At 35.4% G+C, this 14,833-nt stretch carries 14 protein-coding genes and 2 pseudogenes; 9 read left to right on the plus strand and 7 right to left on the minus strand.

Annotated features, from left to right (window positions below; all coding sequences use genetic code 11):
• Nucleotides 1–325: 325 nt before the first annotated feature.
• Entirely contained in the window at nt 326–955 is a 630-nt protein-coding gene (locus NJT12_RS14140) for a nitroreductase family protein (protein ID WP_271336569.1), read from the minus strand.
• 267 nt (nt 956–1,222) lie between these two features.
• Between NJT12_RS14140 and NJT12_RS14145 the strand changes: the two genes are divergently transcribed.
• From NJT12_RS14145 to NJT12_RS14160, 4 genes are all read left to right on the plus strand, one after another.
• Nucleotides 1,223–2,275 carry a DUF1852 domain-containing protein gene (locus tag NJT12_RS14145; protein ID WP_271336570.1) on the plus strand — a complete coding sequence of 351 codons (1,053 nt, stop codon included), beginning with the start codon at nt 1,223–1,225 and terminating at the stop codon, nt 2,273–2,275.
• A 30-nt stretch (nt 2,276–2,305) separates the two neighbouring features.
• On the plus strand, nt 2,306–3,337 hold the full coding sequence (locus NJT12_RS14150; RefSeq protein WP_271336571.1) for a methionine synthase: 1,032 nt from the start codon (nt 2,306–2,308) through the stop codon (nt 3,335–3,337).
• Between the two features lie 166 nt (nt 3,338–3,503).
• Nucleotides 3,504–4,496 carry a bile acid:sodium symporter family protein gene (locus NJT12_RS14155; protein ID WP_271336572.1) on the plus strand — a complete coding sequence of 331 codons (993 nt, stop codon included), beginning with the start codon at nt 3,504–3,506 and terminating at the stop codon, nt 4,494–4,496.
• A 228-nt stretch (nt 4,497–4,724) separates the two neighbouring features.
• Nucleotides 4,725–5,177: an Lrp/AsnC family transcriptional regulator gene (locus tag NJT12_RS14160; protein WP_083694586.1), complete on the plus strand. Its 453-nt coding sequence runs from the start codon at nt 4,725–4,727 to the stop codon at nt 5,175–5,177.
• A 121-nt stretch (nt 5,178–5,298) separates the two neighbouring features.
• Here the strand turns inward: NJT12_RS14160 and NJT12_RS14165 are convergent.
• The 3 genes and pseudogenes from NJT12_RS14165 to NJT12_RS14175 all read right to left on the minus strand — a co-directional run.
• A pseudogene (locus tag NJT12_RS14165) lies at nt 5,299–5,568 on the minus strand (XRE family transcriptional regulator); the annotation flags it as partial.
• Between the two features lie 85 nt (nt 5,569–5,653).
• The gene (locus tag NJT12_RS14170) at nt 5,654–6,043 is read right to left on the minus strand and encodes a hypothetical protein (RefSeq protein WP_271336573.1); all 390 of its coding nucleotides are present in this window, start codon (nt 6,041–6,043) and stop codon (nt 5,654–5,656) included.
• Nucleotides 6,044–6,257: 214 nt separating this feature from the next.
• Nucleotides 6,258–7,706, minus strand: coding sequence for a serine hydrolase domain-containing protein (locus NJT12_RS14175; RefSeq protein WP_271336574.1), 1,449 nt, complete (start codon nt 7,704–7,706; stop codon nt 6,258–6,260).
• Between the two features lie 303 nt (nt 7,707–8,009).
• On the opposite strand from NJT12_RS14175, the gene NJT12_RS14180 reads away from it, so the two are divergent.
• The 5 genes and pseudogenes from NJT12_RS14180 to NJT12_RS14200 form a co-directional block, all read left to right on the plus strand.
• The gene (locus tag NJT12_RS14180) at nt 8,010–8,888 is read left to right on the plus strand and encodes a helix-turn-helix domain-containing protein (RefSeq protein WP_271336575.1); all 879 of its coding nucleotides are present in this window, start codon (nt 8,010–8,012) and stop codon (nt 8,886–8,888) included.
• An 84-nt stretch (nt 8,889–8,972) separates the two neighbouring features.
• The gene (locus NJT12_RS14185) at nt 8,973–9,569 is read left to right on the plus strand and encodes a DapH/DapD/GlmU-related protein (RefSeq protein ID WP_271336576.1); all 597 of its coding nucleotides are present in this window, start codon (nt 8,973–8,975) and stop codon (nt 9,567–9,569) included.
• 11 nt (nt 9,570–9,580) lie between these two features.
• Nucleotides 9,581–10,036, plus strand: coding sequence for a cyclophilin-like fold protein (locus NJT12_RS14190; RefSeq protein ID WP_271336577.1), 456 nt, complete (start codon nt 9,581–9,583; stop codon nt 10,034–10,036).
• A gap of 7 nt (nt 10,037–10,043) precedes the next feature.
• The gene (locus NJT12_RS14195; protein WP_271336578.1) at nt 10,044–11,126 is read left to right on the plus strand and encodes an alpha/beta hydrolase; all 1,083 of its coding nucleotides are present in this window, start codon (nt 10,044–10,046) and stop codon (nt 11,124–11,126) included.
• 451 nt (nt 11,127–11,577) lie between these two features.
• Nucleotides 11,578–12,067 (plus strand): annotated as a pseudogene (locus tag NJT12_RS14200) (SDR family NAD(P)-dependent oxidoreductase); the annotation flags it as partial.
• Nucleotides 12,068–12,419: 352 nt separating this feature from the next.
• Here NJT12_RS14200 and NJT12_RS14205 read toward each other — a convergent pair.
• Genes NJT12_RS14205 through NJT12_RS14215 form a run of 3 tightly spaced genes read right to left on the minus strand, consistent with a single transcriptional unit; the run spans nt 12,420 to nt 14,692 of the window.
• Nucleotides 12,420–12,893, minus strand: a complete 474-nt coding sequence (locus NJT12_RS14205; protein WP_271336579.1) for a cupin domain-containing protein — start codon at nt 12,891–12,893, stop codon at nt 12,420–12,422.
• 26 nt (nt 12,894–12,919) lie between these two features.
• Entirely contained in the window at nt 12,920–13,351 is a 432-nt protein-coding gene (locus tag NJT12_RS14210; RefSeq protein ID WP_271336580.1) for a Dabb family protein, read from the minus strand.
• A 12-nt stretch (nt 13,352–13,363) separates the two neighbouring features.
• On the minus strand, nt 13,364–14,692 hold the full coding sequence (locus tag NJT12_RS14215) for a hypothetical protein (protein ID WP_271336581.1): 1,329 nt from the start codon (nt 14,690–14,692) through the stop codon (nt 13,364–13,366).
• Between the last annotated feature and the right edge of the window lie 141 nt (nt 14,693–14,833).

Below are 14,833 nucleotides of genomic sequence, written 5' to 3' on the forward strand. Positions count from 1 at the left end.
GACATGTACCTAAAATGTATCGTAAATTAAGAACCGCCTTGGTACGGATCCGTATGCCAGGTGGTGTGGAAGGTCACCTAGGGAACTAATCCCTAGGTTCCTATCCGATTGGTGATGTTTACTTCACAATTTGCAAATCATTTTTATGAACGATTTAAAGAAATTGGCGTACTTCTAAGTTAATTTATCATAATGCAATAAACCATGATTCTGTCACAAAACTTATGCGGGATAAAAACTGTATTATTTGCCTTAGCCCTTTATAGCAGAGAAGGTATCAAGTCCACAAAGTTGAACGTATACTTTTTCCATAATCATTAACATATTAATATAATTTCGTTATCATTTCATCTATTGGCAGACGAACTTTTTTCATAGTTGCCATGTAGTCTTTTTCCAAATCACGGTATCCTAATGCAAGGATAACTGCAGCATGCAGCCCTTTTTCTTTCAAGCCCAAAACTTCATCGATAGTGGCGGCATTAAATCCTTCGATAGGAGTGGCATCCACTTTCAATTCTGCCGCAGCAATAAGTGCTGTTCCTAGTGCAATATAAGCCTGTTTGGCAGCCCAAAGTGCTTTTTGTTCTGCGTTAATAGCGCTAAAATAGGAATGCAATCCATTTCTAAATCCTGATAAGGCACCAGCATCAAGACCTCTTTGCTTTTCTGTCATTGCCATGTAATCGTCAATATAAGTCGAAGACATATCATTGAATGCAGCAAAAACCAACAAATGAGAGCATGAGGTAATCTGTCCGTTATACGAATCAGTACCTAATTTTTTTTGGATTTCCAGGTTGCTTACAACAAAAACGCGGTAAGATTGCAGACCGCAAGAAGATGCTGAAAGATTTATAGCCTCTAAGATCTGATCGATCTTCTCTTCTGTTACTTTAATGTTATTGTACGCTTTTGCGGCGTAGCGCCATTTTAAATTTTCTATCAAATTCATTACTATGTCAATCTTAAATTTTGGCAAATATAAATGATATTATTTTCTTTTTCGAGTTTTTGAAGCGCTCTGGGAAACTCCAAGTCAATCATCTTAGGCTACTAAAGAATATTTATCTGTTTTACTTCATTATTATATTTGTTTAAAGATTAATAATCTTTAATAATTTATGTAAAAAGAATAATTAACTGATTTTATGTATAAATAAAAATATTTAATCTTTTATATTCAAATTTGCAGGGTAAAAAAACTAAATATCACCATCAAATGAAAGCGAACATACAAGAAGATAGGGGAATAAACGAAAAGCATAATATTGAAAACACCCAGAATACAATCCAGAATGATTTTGCATTCACACTAAAGAGCACTTGTTTAGATGAAAACTATCATCCCTCAAGTCAAACGCGTTTGACAACCAATTTTGCAAACCTGGCCAGAGGAGGTAATCGCCAACAAAACTTACGTAATGCATTAAATATGATTAACAATCGATTCAATGCATTGGCTCACGTGGACAATCCAAAAGCTGATCGTTACCTTGTAGAACTTGAAATCATCACAGTAACGATGAGTATTGATGATAAGAATGGTATTAAGAATCTGCCGTTGATTGAAGTTTTAAAAACGAATATTTTTGACCACAAGACTAGTCAGCGTATCGAAGGTATTGCCGGAAATAATTTTTCTTCTTATGTTCGTGATTATGATTTCAGTATTTTATTGATCGAGCACAATAAAAATAAATCTAATTTTTGTCTTCCTGAAAATTTTGGTGATTTGCATGGAAAACTGTATAAGTGCTTTGTCAGTTCAGCCACTTATAAAGAGCACTTCAAGATGTCACCGATCATTTGTCTAAGTGTATCGAGCAATAAAACTTATACTCGAACTGAGTATCAGCATCCGGTTCTGGGTTTTGAGTATCTGCAGGATCAGTATTCTATCACTGATGAATATTTCTCTAAAATGGGATTAAAAGTTCGTTTTTTCATGCCTCAGAATAGTGTGGCACCGATGTCTTTTTATCATTCCGGAGATCTGCTTGCTGATTATACTGATCTTGGACTAATCAGCTCAATCAGCACGATGGAGACTTTCCAGAAAATTTATCGCCCTGAAATCTACAATGCAAATTCAGTGGCTGGGAAAATCTATCAACCTAATCTTAAACACGAAGATTATTCATTGACCCGCGTGGTTTATGACCGCGAAGAGCGCAGCCAATTGGCTGTTGAACAGGGTAAATATGCAGAAGAACATTTCATTAAGCCTTATAAAAGTCTCCTGGAACAATGGTCTGCTAATTTTACCCTTTAATTGATTACAACACATTAAAATTATACTATTATGAAGAAATTATTATTACCCACCTCAATTGTTGGAAGTTTACCCAAACCTGCCTGGCTTGCACCACCCGAAAAACTTTGGTCACCATGGAAATTAGATGGCGATCAGCTATTTGAAGGGAAACAAGATGCTTTACGCATTTCTCTGCACGAACAACAATTGGCAGATCTGGATATCATTTCTGACGGTGAGCAGACACGTCAGCATTTTGTAACGACTTTTATCGAGCATTTAAGCGGTGTAGATTTTGAAAATCGTAAAACAGTAAAAATCCGTAACCGTTATGACGCGAGTGTTCCAGTGGTGGTAGGTGAGGTTGCACGTCAAAAAGCAGTTTTTGTTGAAGATGCTAAATTTTTACGTAAACAGACTAACAAGCCTATAAAATGGGCATTGCCAGGTCCGCTGACAATGGTAGATACCTTGTACGACGACCATTATAAAAGCCGGGAAAAATTGGCATGGGAATTTGCGATAGCACTCAATGAAGAAGCAAGAGAACTTCAAGACGCAGGGGTAGATATTATCCAGTTTGATGAACCTGCATTTAATGTGTTCTTTGATGAAGTAAACGATTGGGGAATGGCAGCATTAGAAAGAGCCATTGAAGGTTTACACTGTCAAACTGCGGTTCATATTTGCTATGGTTATGGAATACAGGCAAATACTGATTGGAAAAAGACATTAGGTTCAGAGTGGCGACAATACGAAGAAATTTTCCCGAAAATTCAAAAATCTAAAATTGATGTGGTGTCTTTAGAATGTCACAACTCTAATGTACCTTTAAATTTAATGGAACTTGTTCGAGGTAAAAAAGTAATGGTAGGTGCCATTGATGTAGCAAGCAACACTATCGAAACACCAGAAGAAGTAGCTGATACGCTGCGTAAAGCTCTTGAGTTTGTAGATGCCGAAAATCTTTACCCTTCTACAAACTGCGGTATGGCCCCACTATCTCGAAACGTAGCCAGAGGCAAGTTAAGTGCTTTACGCGCAGGGGCAGAAATTATACGTAAAGAACTTGGGATTTAGTCTCAATTTATTAATTAGAATAGGATTTCCTTGCCTCATGCGTGCTGTCCGTAGAATTTAGCAGAGCGAGTCTGCGGACAGACTAATGAATCTAGAGAATCCACGTTTATCTGCGTAAGACATTTTTGTAATCTTGACTCTACGGACGAATAATATTTAAAACACATTGAAGAAATTATTAGAAGTATTAAAAAAAGTAGGTTTCGACGGTTTCCTGTTAATGATAGCCACCATGATTCTGATGGCTTATTTTTTGCCAAAGCCAGGCATGATCAAAGAACCTGTTTCGCTGGAGGAGATTGCCAATGCTGGTGTTTCCTTGATTTTTTTGTTTTATGGCATGCGACTGAGTGTTGAGAAACTAAAAGCCGGACTTTCTAACTGGAAAATGCACATTGTCGTCCAGTTGACCACCTTTTTATTTTTTCCGCTCATTGTTTTGGCATTTCGCCCGTTGTTTGTCAATAACGGCTTCGAGCTGCTTTGGCTTGGTGTATTTTTTCTGGCAGCATTGCCATCCACAGTTTCCTCTTCGGTGGTGATGGTTTCCATCGCTAAGGGAAACATTCCCGCAGCCATTTTCAATGCTAGCATTTCCAGTTTGATTGGAGTAGTCGTTACGCCTATCTGGGTTGGGCTTTTTATAGCTTCTGCGACAGGCAATTTTGATGTTACTCATATCGTCATAAAGTTGATTCTTCAAGTCTTGCTGCCTGTCATCATTGGCATAAGCCTCAATTCCCGTTTGGGTGCCATTGCCGAAAAATACAAGAAACAGCTCAAATATTTCGATCAGGCAGTTATTCTAACGATTATTTACACGTCGTTTTGCAAGTCATTTTCCGAACATCTTTTTGAAGGCTTCACCGCCCTTGAACTTGCCGGACTCGCTGCAGGGATGATGGCGTTGTTTTTTGCTGTATTCTTTTGTGTCGGATTACTCAGCCGCTTGCTTGGTTTTTCAGATGAAGACCGTATTACTGTCTTATTCTGCGGGTCTAAAAAGTCATTGGTACACGGCACCGTTATGTCAAAAGTACTTTTTCAGCACAGCACCATCACTGGCATCATATTGCTGCCGCTCATGCTTTACCATGCCTTGCAATTGATTGCCGCTAGTATCATCGCTCAGGGTATGGCTCGACGAAAAGAAGTATAATTTTATTTATGACGTGGCCTTTTATCTTTTTTCGATCAAGGGCATCAAGGATAACTCTCCCTGCTATAAAATAATGCCTTTTAGATTTTTATACTGTGAAGATCAATGCTGCAGTATGTTATGTTTTTAACTTGTGTAAAATAAGATTTTTGTATTGTTTTTGGTTATATTTGAAGAATTTTATTCTGTTTTAGAAATAAATTAAACCTGTTTAAAGTAAAATATTCTATGGAACAAATAGATGATATTGATCTTCAATTATTAAATATACTGCATGATAATTCTAAGTATACAGTAAAAGAGCTTGCTAAGATGGTAAATCTTTCGGCATCGCCTGTTTTTGAGCGAATTAAAAGATTAGAAAACAGTGGCTATATTAAGAAGTATATAGCACTCCTTGATGCAGAAAAATTAAACAGGGGATTCATCGTTTTCTGTAATATCAAACTTAAACAGCACGATCGTAATATCGGAAATCAGTTTGTTAGTGATATTATGAAAATAGAAGAAGTTGTGGAATGTTACAATATCTCTGGTGATTACGATTTTTTAATGAAAGTTTCTGCTAAAGACATGAAGCATTATCAGGATTTTGTTTTTAATAAATTGGGATCAGTTGAAAGTATAGGGAGTACTCAAAGTACCTTTGTTATGTCGGAGATAAAAAATATGTATGGATAGTTCTGCGATGGCTTATTTATTTGAAATTCGTTTCCTGACTTCGTGTCCGTAAATAATGTTCTAAAACAAAAAAGAGACTTTCAAAGTCTCTTTAATAGAATTAATATATATTGACAAATAATTATTTATTAATCAATTTTTCAAGCCTCACCATCATCTCATCTTTTTCTTTCAGCATACGCTCGTATAACTCAATTTTTTCATCATATAATTGAACAATTTTGTCAACAGGATTGAAAGAGGGTTGGTAGCTAAATCCAGAGGCGACAGCGTTATCCTTAAAATCTTGGAATGAATAAGTATTTGCAATTACATTCACCGCTTGTTATTCATCAAAATTCTAAATAGCTTCAACAGGAATTTTTAATGCATCAGAGATTTTATTAAGTATACACTAGTATTAAGTATTCCGATTTTTTTAGTTTCTAAAGTGTCTTTAAGGTCTGAATTCTAAAATTAACAATTGTGACAATCTTTTAATCCAGTGGCAAAACTATCCTGTCCTTAATTTTAGATGACCATTGAACCTGCCACATACGTCCATCAAGCTGATCAATCAAAATGAAATTATATATATTCGTCGTTGGATAAAGAAAGAATCTGCCATTTTTTTCTTCTTCGGCTGAAACACGAGGTGTTAAAAATAAAGGAGATTCAAATTTTCCTTTTCCCGCATCCCATTGCACCTGCCACATTTGCCCATTTTTTGTGTTTAACTTAATAAATGTCCCAATATTATAGGTTGAAAAAAGGCGATACACAATATCGTTATCAGGCGAAACGATAGGAGTTGTGGTTGTTTGATTTTGTGCAAAGACAGTCATTGCTGTCAAACTAATAATTAGAGAAAATAGCATTTTATTCATATCGTCATTTCTATTTATTCGATTATTATTTAGCTCCTTGTTTTAAACTTGCGTTACGTTCTTCATTAATCGCGAATACCATTCAGTATCTTAGCGAGGCCAGTAAGTACGGAGCCTATTATGTTTTGTAAAGATAAAATTTCTTAACAAACGTAAACATTTTTGATTATAAAAAAGCATAAGACAATTTTTGTCGTGGTGTTTTTACAATGCTTTAATTTATTTTATTTGCCTGAGAACTGTCACCGTTTGCTTTCCAAATTTCAATCGATTTACCTTCTCCTTTAGGAAAGATGAGTTTCAAAGACTTTTCAGGAATTAAAAATTGATTTTCGGCAATGGGGATTAGCTGGTATCTGTCTGAGTTGATCAGTACAAAAAGCTTATCATCCTCTTTTGTAATTATCAAAAAATTTCCTTCCCAGTCAAACTGACCTGTAAATTGCTTTAATGACTTAATATCAATTGAGACTGCATCATAGAATTCGGGACGGAAATAATCCCATTTATATTCCTCGGCTACTGCACGCTGGATACAATCAAATAGATCCTGAGTATTTTCACCATTGCTCATCACGATAACAGCCTGATCATTATCAACTGATCCAAATATAAAGGAAGTAAAGCCATGACTGTGTCCATTATGCCTGAATACGATATCATTTTTATAGGTCCAAAGTGAAAATGCAAGTTTATCTTTATCTTCTCCTTTGTTAAAAACGTTTTTGCTCATTTCCTCAGATAATAGGATGTGCGACTCTGTTTTATAGTCTTTTATTAAAGAAATAACGAATTTTCCCAGATCATCGGGTGTTGTCCAGATTGCGCCTGCCGCTCCAAACGGATATATTTTACGCGGGAACGGACGTAGATTTCCGGAATATCCAGTTGCTACCCTGTTTCTTAACTGCTCAGGAAGTGACTGCTGAAAAGTACTGTTTTTCATCCCGCACGCGTTAAACACAAGCTGATCTACAGCATTGGCAAAGGATTGGCCACTTGCATCTGCAATCAGTTCTCCAACAATTAAGTAACCGGTGTTAGAATATTTACGGGTCTTTCCTGGCTCATTAAAAAAACGAAGTCCCGGATCAACAGAGGGGTTTTTACCATTCAGCATCTGTTCAAAGGTTGGAATAGAGTCCTTTTCCATATATTCTGACCAAAGTTGTCGGTCCAGACCAGAAGTGTGTGACAGTAATCTTCTTAAGGTTACTTTTTGTGTTTTTGTAAACTCGTTTTCGGGCATCTTCCATTCGACCAGTTTTTCATTTATATTTTTATCTAAATCCAGTTTACCTTTTTCCACAAGATTTAAAGCAGCAACTGCTGCAACAGGTTTGGCCAGAGAGGCTCCCGCAAATACCGTGTTGACATTTACCTTTATTTTTTTTTCAATATCGGCATATCCATAATCTGCAGACCACGCCATTTTGCCCTTATCAATAAAAATAATTCTTAACCCGGGGATGTTGTCGCGCTTTAAAAAATCAGAGATTGACATTTTTTTAGTCTGTCCTTTAATGGAATAAATTGGAATCAGATTGTTTTCTATATTTTTAAAATGCTTAAGATCTGTTTCTTTTCCGGACACATTATTCTGGGCTTTTGCAGTCCAAAATAAAACACACAATATTAATGATGCTAAAAATCGAGTTTTCATAATTATATTTTTCCGTTAATGATGATTGAAGTTATTAATAAGACAGTTAAATACTGTTTTTGTTACATCAAAATGATTTATAAGTAGGTTCTAAGGTCAAAAAAAAATAAAACTCCGAAGTTATTTGATTTTGGAGTTTTACAATTTGGTTTGGATACCCTGTTAGGCAATATCATTAAGTTAAGTTTTTAAAAGTAAAATTATTGTAACTCAAACCCGTTTTTATCCGCGTCAAAATTAGACGCTGATTTGAGAGTTAGATTATAAGATCTTAAACAAGTTTGAATTTCTTAACTTTACATAATGAAACAGAAGATAATAAGAGAAGTTTCCAAGTTTAATAATGAACTGAAACTGCAGGGGTTTAAAGCATTCCAGATAGAAGATGATGGTGCTGAAACCAGAACTTACAGCAGAAAAGAATTCTATAAGATCTGCTTAACTACAGGGAAAAGTAAGATTCATTATTCGGATAAGACCTATGAGCAGGAGGGTACGATTCTCTTCTTTGGGAATCCACACATTCCATATTCCTGGGAAACAATCTCCACGACTTATATTGGTTACACTATTTTATTCTCGGAAGAGTTTTTTAAAAACTCCGAGCGTTCTGAAAGTCTGCAGCAATCGTCTTTTTTTAAAATTGGAGGAACACCTGTTTTGAAAATAACAGAAGAGCAAAGAGGCTTTCTTAATACTATTTTTCATAAAATGATTACGGAACAAGAAAGTGATTATCAATTTAAAGATGAATTGATTCGCAATTACATCAGCCTCATTATACACGAATCTCTAAAGATGGAACCTTCTGAAAATTTCGAACAAAATAAGAATGCATCTTCCAGATTGTCATCTGTGTTTTTGGAATTATTAGAAAGACAATTTCCAATTGAAACCACTTCGGATCCACTTCAATTAAGAACAGCACAACATTATGCACAACATTTGAATGTGCATGTCAATTACCTGAACAGGGCTGTAAAAGAAGTTACAGGAAAACCGACAACGACTCACATTGCCGAGCGGATTATTACAGAAGCCAAAGCGCTCTTGCTCCATACTGATTGGAGTGTTTCGGAAATCGGTTACGCACTTGGGTTTGATTATCCAACTTACTTCAATAATTACTTCAAAAAAAATACCGGCACTAATCCCTCTACATTTCGTTTGTCAGAAGTTTGAATTTCTTAATCTTTGGTTTGATAATCATTACCGCCTTGCTTAAAGGCGGTCTTACCTTTGTATTGATTATTTAATTCAAATATTATGTCAGATACAAACCCAATTTCCAATGCCGCACCATTTCAAAAAGATATTTTTGAGAGACTTTTAGCTGGTGAAACCATATTTCCCGACGATTCGCAAATAGGCAGATTGAGAGATGAAGCATTTGCTTTGAAAGCGCTGCTTAATCAGATGAATAATGCTGTAAATCCTGAAGAAATCACGCAGATACTAAGCAGAATTATAGATAAAGAAGTTCAGGATGTTTCCGTATTTACACCTCTTTATATCAATTACGGAAAACATATTACAATTGGTAAAAATGTATTTATCAATTTTGACTGTACCTTTTTAGCATTGGGTGGAATTATTATTGAAGACGATGTTTTAATTGGTCCGAAAGTCAGTCTTATTACCGAAAATCATCCATTAGATCCTGAGGAAAGAAAAGGACTAACAGGTAAACCAATTCTCATTAAAAAAAATGCATGGATTGGTGCCAATGCTACGATTTTATCCGGCGTAACAATTGGAGAAAATGCAGTTGTTGCAGCAGGAGCAGTCGTATCTAAAGATGTTCCGGATAATACTGTCGTTGGTGGGATTCCTGCAAGATTCATTAAAAATATTCAACTTTAAAAGATATAATTATGAAACTGAAATTTTTATTGACAGTTATCGCTATTCTTTTTGCTTTTTCTTTTTGTAATGCGAGCTGCAAAAGTAACAATGAAAGAACACCAAGACAGAATAATAATAGTAAAATGAAAATTACAATTGGTACAGCAGTTTTTACAGCAACATTGTACAAAAAACCAAGTGCAGCTGCATTGAAAGTAATGCTTCCAATTACCGTAGATATGACTGAACTGAATGGTAATGAAATCTATTGCGATTTACCTGGTCGGCTTCCAATAAATTCTTCAGTTGGAGGAGATATAAAAGTGGGTGATCTAATGCTTTACGGAAACAATGTGCTGGTGCTTTTTTATAAAAGTTTCAACACTTCCTATAGTTATACAAAACTCGGATCTATAGACAATCCTGCAGGACTAGCTTCTACATTGGGTGCCGGAAATGTAGTTGTGAAATTTGAAAATAATTAAAATCATTATGAAAAATATAAAATTGAAAACAATTCAGAATAAAATAAAAAAAACATTCGCCATCGCAATATTATTCCTGATATCAGGGCAATTATTGGCACAAAAAGAAAAATCAAATTCAGAAAAAATGGATACATCAAAAGAACATTATACATTCCGGCTTAGTGACAAAGTAACACGTCAAAAAGTGAACTTCAAAAACCGTTACGGAATTACATTAAGCGGCGATTTGTACCTTCCGAAAAATGCAGGAAACGAAAAATTGTCTGCATTAGCAATCAGCGGACCGTTTGGAGCTGTGAAACAACAATCATCTGGACTATATGCTAACCAAATGGCAGAACGTGGTTTTATAGCTTTGGCTTTTGACCCATCCTATACAGGTGAAAGTGAAGGGGAACCACGAAATTTAGCATCTCCGGAAATCAATACAGAAGATTTCAGTGCTGCGATTGATTTTTTAGGATTACAAAAAATGGTGGATAGAAATAAAATTGGAATCATAGGGATTTGTGGTTTTGGAGGTTTTGCTTTAAACGCAACAGCTATTGATAAACGAGTAAAAGCCGTTGCTGCGACAAGTTTGTATGATATGACCAGAGTGATATCAAAAGGATACAATGATTCAGTAACATTAGAACAAAGAACCCAAACACTGGAAGCTTTGGGTGAGCAGCGTTGGAAAGATGCTGCAAAAGGAAAACCGGCAGATGGTCCAAGAAATTTACCGGAAAAATTGAAAGGCGACGAACCACAATTCGTAAAAGAATATTTTGATTATTACAGAACTCCGCGTGGTTTTCAAGTTAATTCTGTAAATTCAAATGGAGCTTGGCTCTTAACCAATGCGATATCTTTTATGAATATGCCAATATTGGCTTATGTAAAAGAAATTTCGCCAAGACCAATACTTTTAATCGCAGGAGAAAGTGCGCACTCAAGATATTTTAGCGAAGATATTTTTAAAGTAGCAAATGAACCAAAAGAATTAATAATTATCCCAAATGCAGTTCACATTGATTTATATGACAAAGTAAATGTAATCCCTTTCGATAAGTTAAAAAGTTTCTTTAATGATAATTTGAAGTAATATATCCGATGGCGATTTGACACAAACTCAAACAGGGTGGATAAAGCAAATTGATAACCTCTAAAAGCCATTTTTGATTTTGGAGGTTTTTTTGCATTCAAAAAAAAAAAATTACGGGACAGATTTCTGCTTCCTTTAGTTCTCGTCTTGATTCAAACTAACTTTATTATTTGGGTGAAAAAAAGGCAACAATTGTCTTCAATTGGCATCTTTTGTCTGTGGTGACAAAAAACTATAATTATCTATTCGAAGTTTTACGAAATGAAGATAAAATAATTTTTGAAGCTCGTATAATTATTACAAAGACGATTGAAGATAAATAATATTAATTTTTTGTAAGCTGGTTTAATTTTTACTAACGACCAGTTTGGAAACATCTTACCCCAATTTGGAAACAGATCGTATGGCTTAGTTTATGGAAATTTGCAGTGTAATTTAAAATACTATAAAAATGCAAAAAACAATTTTCATTACAGGAGCTTCTTCAGGTTTAGGAAAAGCTGCTGCTAAATTATTTCAGTCAAAAGGATGGAATGTAATCGCTACTATGCGTAATCCGGAAAAAGAAACAGGACTCAATCAATTGCAAAATATTACAACTGGTTGCCCTTGATGTTACCAATCCTGAACAAATTCAAACCACAATAAATAAAATTAACGCTGTATATAATGTCGATGTTGTGTTTAATAATGCGGGGTACGGATTAATGGGCGCACTGGAAGCTTTTACCGATGAGCAGATCTTAAAACAGCTCAATACAAATCTTCTGGGTGTAATCCGGGTTACTAAGGCATTTATTCCTAATTTTAGAGAAAAGAAAAGCGGCTTGTTTATCAGCACAACTTCAATGGGTGGTTTTTTGGCATTTCCATTGCATTCTATTTATCATGCATCCAAATTTGCTGTTGAAGGATGGTATGAGGAAATGTCCTTTGAATTAGTAAGCAATTTAGCTAAGACTAAAAAGAGCTGTTTGCCGACAGCTCTTTTAAATATAAATAAATTTTAGAATGACTTTTTTAATTTTTATAGGTTTTACCTGTAAGTCAGTATTTTTGAAATTTGATTTCTTACTCGATCTTTTTTCAGATTTTTTGGTGCCATTTTAATAAATTAGAATTCATTTGAAATGGACAGCATTTAAATTTTTTATTCAAACACTCAGAAATGCAAAAAGTAGGTGTTTGAAGGACAAACACCTACTTTTTGCATTTAATTAAACTATTTTATGCTTTAACAGACGCTCGGTTTAACTCAGTGAGTGCATTGAAGATCATAAAAAACTTTGATACTTATTTTTTTTCAGCCTGAAAAAGATCATCTGAATTATCTGTAATAGGAATATATAATCGTTCCCAAACATCACTATCGACCATATCCCAGCTATGGCCTTTTCCTTTAATGTCTTCCGCGAGCAGCACTACACCAGGTTCTATTATAAAAGTACTTCCATCTGATACCTTAAATTTAATTTTACCTTTTACAGTTATTACATATTGTTTTCTTGGTGCTGGATGTGCATTTTTTTCCCACGCTTCGGTTTTATTACTGTACCAGAATGAAGCAGTATTCATATGCTTTAATGATGGTATAGAACCTTTTTCGAAGGAACAGGTGCCATCAGGATTATTGATAAGGCGGTAAGCAGGAATTTCCGACGCTTCTTCAAGAGCTTTTACCTGAACTTTTTTGTGATCTTGTGCATAATTGCTGTTTGCTGACATAAAGGCTACAGTTAGGATAAATCCTTTTAATAAGTTTTTCATTTTGATATTAAATTTAAAAGTAATAATTATTTTGTTATTGATTGATTGTATACAGAATCGTGAACCATCATTTTATTAAAGAATGGTTTGTATTTTGCCACCAGAGCAAGATGTCCGTCAAGCTTACCATACGTTTCTAAGTCTTCAAGAGAGTCAAATTCCATTGAGGCATTGTAGGTAAATGAATTGTCCATGACAGGTCTGGGAGTCGAGTTTGCAGGTCCGCCATAACGTACGTTTTTTACATAAGGCAGTTTTTTAAGCCCTTCAAAAAAGTTTTGAAACTCTTTTACCTGCGCCTCTGTAAGTTCTGGCTTAAGCCAAAATAGGAGGTAATGAAAATAAATTGTCTTAGGCTGAGGCTCTGTTTCATTTGTGTTATTTGCCAATACTTTTCCTCCTATAAGCGAAAGTGCTCCGGCACTCGCTGATGTGATAATAAAATTTCTTCGTTGCATACTATTTAGCTTTTAATTAAAATCGATTCTGTATTTCAAAACAAACTGCCATTTTCGGTCTGATACATCGGCTAGACCGGCATTGTTCAAAGTATAAATGGGACGGTTCTGAGCATCAACCGTAAGTCGTGATGACATGCCATTCATTAATAATGATACACCAGCATCATAAGTCAATGCTTTGTCGTGAAGACCGTCAAGATCTGAAAGCATCACACTTGCAGCCGGCTGCAGCTGCAGATTGTTTTTGTCTTTGTTGAAGTAGGGGAGTGTACCGCCAATTTGTACGTAATACGTATTACCGGTTCCTATCACAGGCGAATTATTTCCTGCACCATTAAGACTGCTTGCAGCTGTATTTACGCCGCTTGCAGGATTACTTACACCCGAGTAACGTACATAATTTGGACCATAATTATTATTCATAGCCATGGCGTAAGCACTAAAAGAGGTACCTCGGTCTTTGTTGATAGGCGTATCGTAGAAAAGGTCAACGGCAAAACTTTTTTCGTCATCATTGATGGTGCTTTTCGTTTGGTCTAAATGCCATAGTGCATTGTGCATGTATTCAAATCCTGTACCCAGTGCAAGTACTTTCTTTTTACCGCTGTAGGTTCCGGAGTGAAATGGTGAAGAATTGTTTTCTGATTCAAAGAATTCATATTTAAAATACCCTGAATAATCTTTATTAGGACTCGTTTTACTAAATGCGGCAACATTGTATTGCGGATCTGTACTTACATTAGTATACGGATCTGCGATTACCAAACGGTAATCTAATTTGCCTATTTGTCCTTTTGCATAAATACTTAATTCCCGAACTGTTTCATCAGATATTCCGGCATTTCCCGTAGCATAAGACGGTAGATCGTATAATAAAGTATTCAAAGGGCCGGTAGTAAATCTTGATAATCCTCTCCAGGTAGACCTACCTGCACCGGCAGCAATTATATCGCTGAATTTGTATTCTGCATAAGCATCCAGAAGCTCAAATGCAGGTGTTGTTTTAGAGGCAACATTTACGTTAGTTAAACCACCCTGCAATACAAAGGTAAAATTCTCAGTAGGCTGGTAAGCCATTTTTACCCTTACCCTTCTTAGTGATAAATCTGAAATACTATTGACCTGTTCACCATTTACCAAACTTCCGGGGTTAAGCTCTGCGTAACGCGCCCATATCTCTGCGTAACCGCTAAAGGAGATCGATCGTGTTTTTTCGTCGTTTAGATAATGTGTAAGTGTAGGGTTTCCAAAATCGTTCTTTTTTTGGGCACTTACCGTATTGATTGCCCCTGCAAGCAGAGAGAAACAGATCCCAATTTTTAAATAACTTGTTTTCATGTATCGTTAAAATTTACATTTTGTTTGGTAGTGATCACTACTTGTTTTTGACATGACAAAGGTAGATTCAGCATAGTCTTTGGGTTATTAGAAAAGTATTAGAAAGGCTATAGAATGTTATTAGAAAATTAGTTGATTTGA

Source organism: Flavobacterium azizsancarii (genome assembly GCF_027980145.1).
GTDB classification, from domain to species: domain Bacteria; phylum Bacteroidota; class Bacteroidia; order Flavobacteriales; family Flavobacteriaceae; genus Flavobacterium; species Flavobacterium azizsancarii.

What these genes read in the sequence shown, in the direction of transcription:
- NJT12_RS14190 (WP_271336577.1), top strand. Translation starts at nt 9,581, where the DNA reads ATGAAACTGAAATTTTTATTGACAGTTATCGCTATTCTTTTTGCTTTT.
- NJT12_RS14145 (WP_271336570.1), top strand. Translation starts at nt 1,223, where the DNA reads ATGAAAGCGAACATACAAGAAGATAGGGGAATAAACGAAAAGCATAAT.
- NJT12_RS14170 (WP_271336573.1), bottom strand. Translation starts at nt 6,043, where the DNA reads ATGAATAAAATGCTATTTTCTCTAATTATTAGTTTGACAGCAATGACT.
- NJT12_RS14215 (WP_271336581.1), bottom strand. Translation starts at nt 14,692, where the DNA reads ATGAAAACAAGTTATTTAAAAATTGGGATCTGTTTCTCTCTGCTTGCA.
- NJT12_RS14185 (WP_271336576.1), top strand. Translation starts at nt 8,973, where the DNA reads ATGTCAGATACAAACCCAATTTCCAATGCCGCACCATTTCAAAAAGAT.
- NJT12_RS14205 (WP_271336579.1), bottom strand. Translation starts at nt 12,893, where the DNA reads ATGAAAAACTTATTAAAAGGATTTATCCTAACTGTAGCCTTTATGTCA.
- NJT12_RS14140 (WP_271336569.1), bottom strand. Translation starts at nt 955, where the DNA reads ATGAATTTGATAGAAAATTTAAAATGGCGCTACGCCGCAAAAGCGTAC.
- NJT12_RS14175 (WP_271336574.1), bottom strand. Translation starts at nt 7,706, where the DNA reads ATGAAAACTCGATTTTTAGCATCATTAATATTGTGTGTTTTATTTTGG.
- NJT12_RS14150 (WP_271336571.1), top strand. Translation starts at nt 2,306, where the DNA reads ATGAAGAAATTATTATTACCCACCTCAATTGTTGGAAGTTTACCCAAA.
- NJT12_RS14210 (WP_271336580.1), bottom strand. Translation starts at nt 13,351, where the DNA reads ATGCAACGAAGAAATTTTATTATCACATCAGCGAGTGCCGGAGCACTT.
- NJT12_RS14180 (WP_271336575.1), top strand. Translation starts at nt 8,010, where the DNA reads ATGAAACAGAAGATAATAAGAGAAGTTTCCAAGTTTAATAATGAACTG.
- NJT12_RS14195 (WP_271336578.1), top strand. Translation starts at nt 10,044, where the DNA reads ATGAAAAATATAAAATTGAAAACAATTCAGAATAAAATAAAAAAAACA.
- NJT12_RS14160 (WP_083694586.1), top strand. Translation starts at nt 4,725, where the DNA reads ATGGAACAAATAGATGATATTGATCTTCAATTATTAAATATACTGCAT.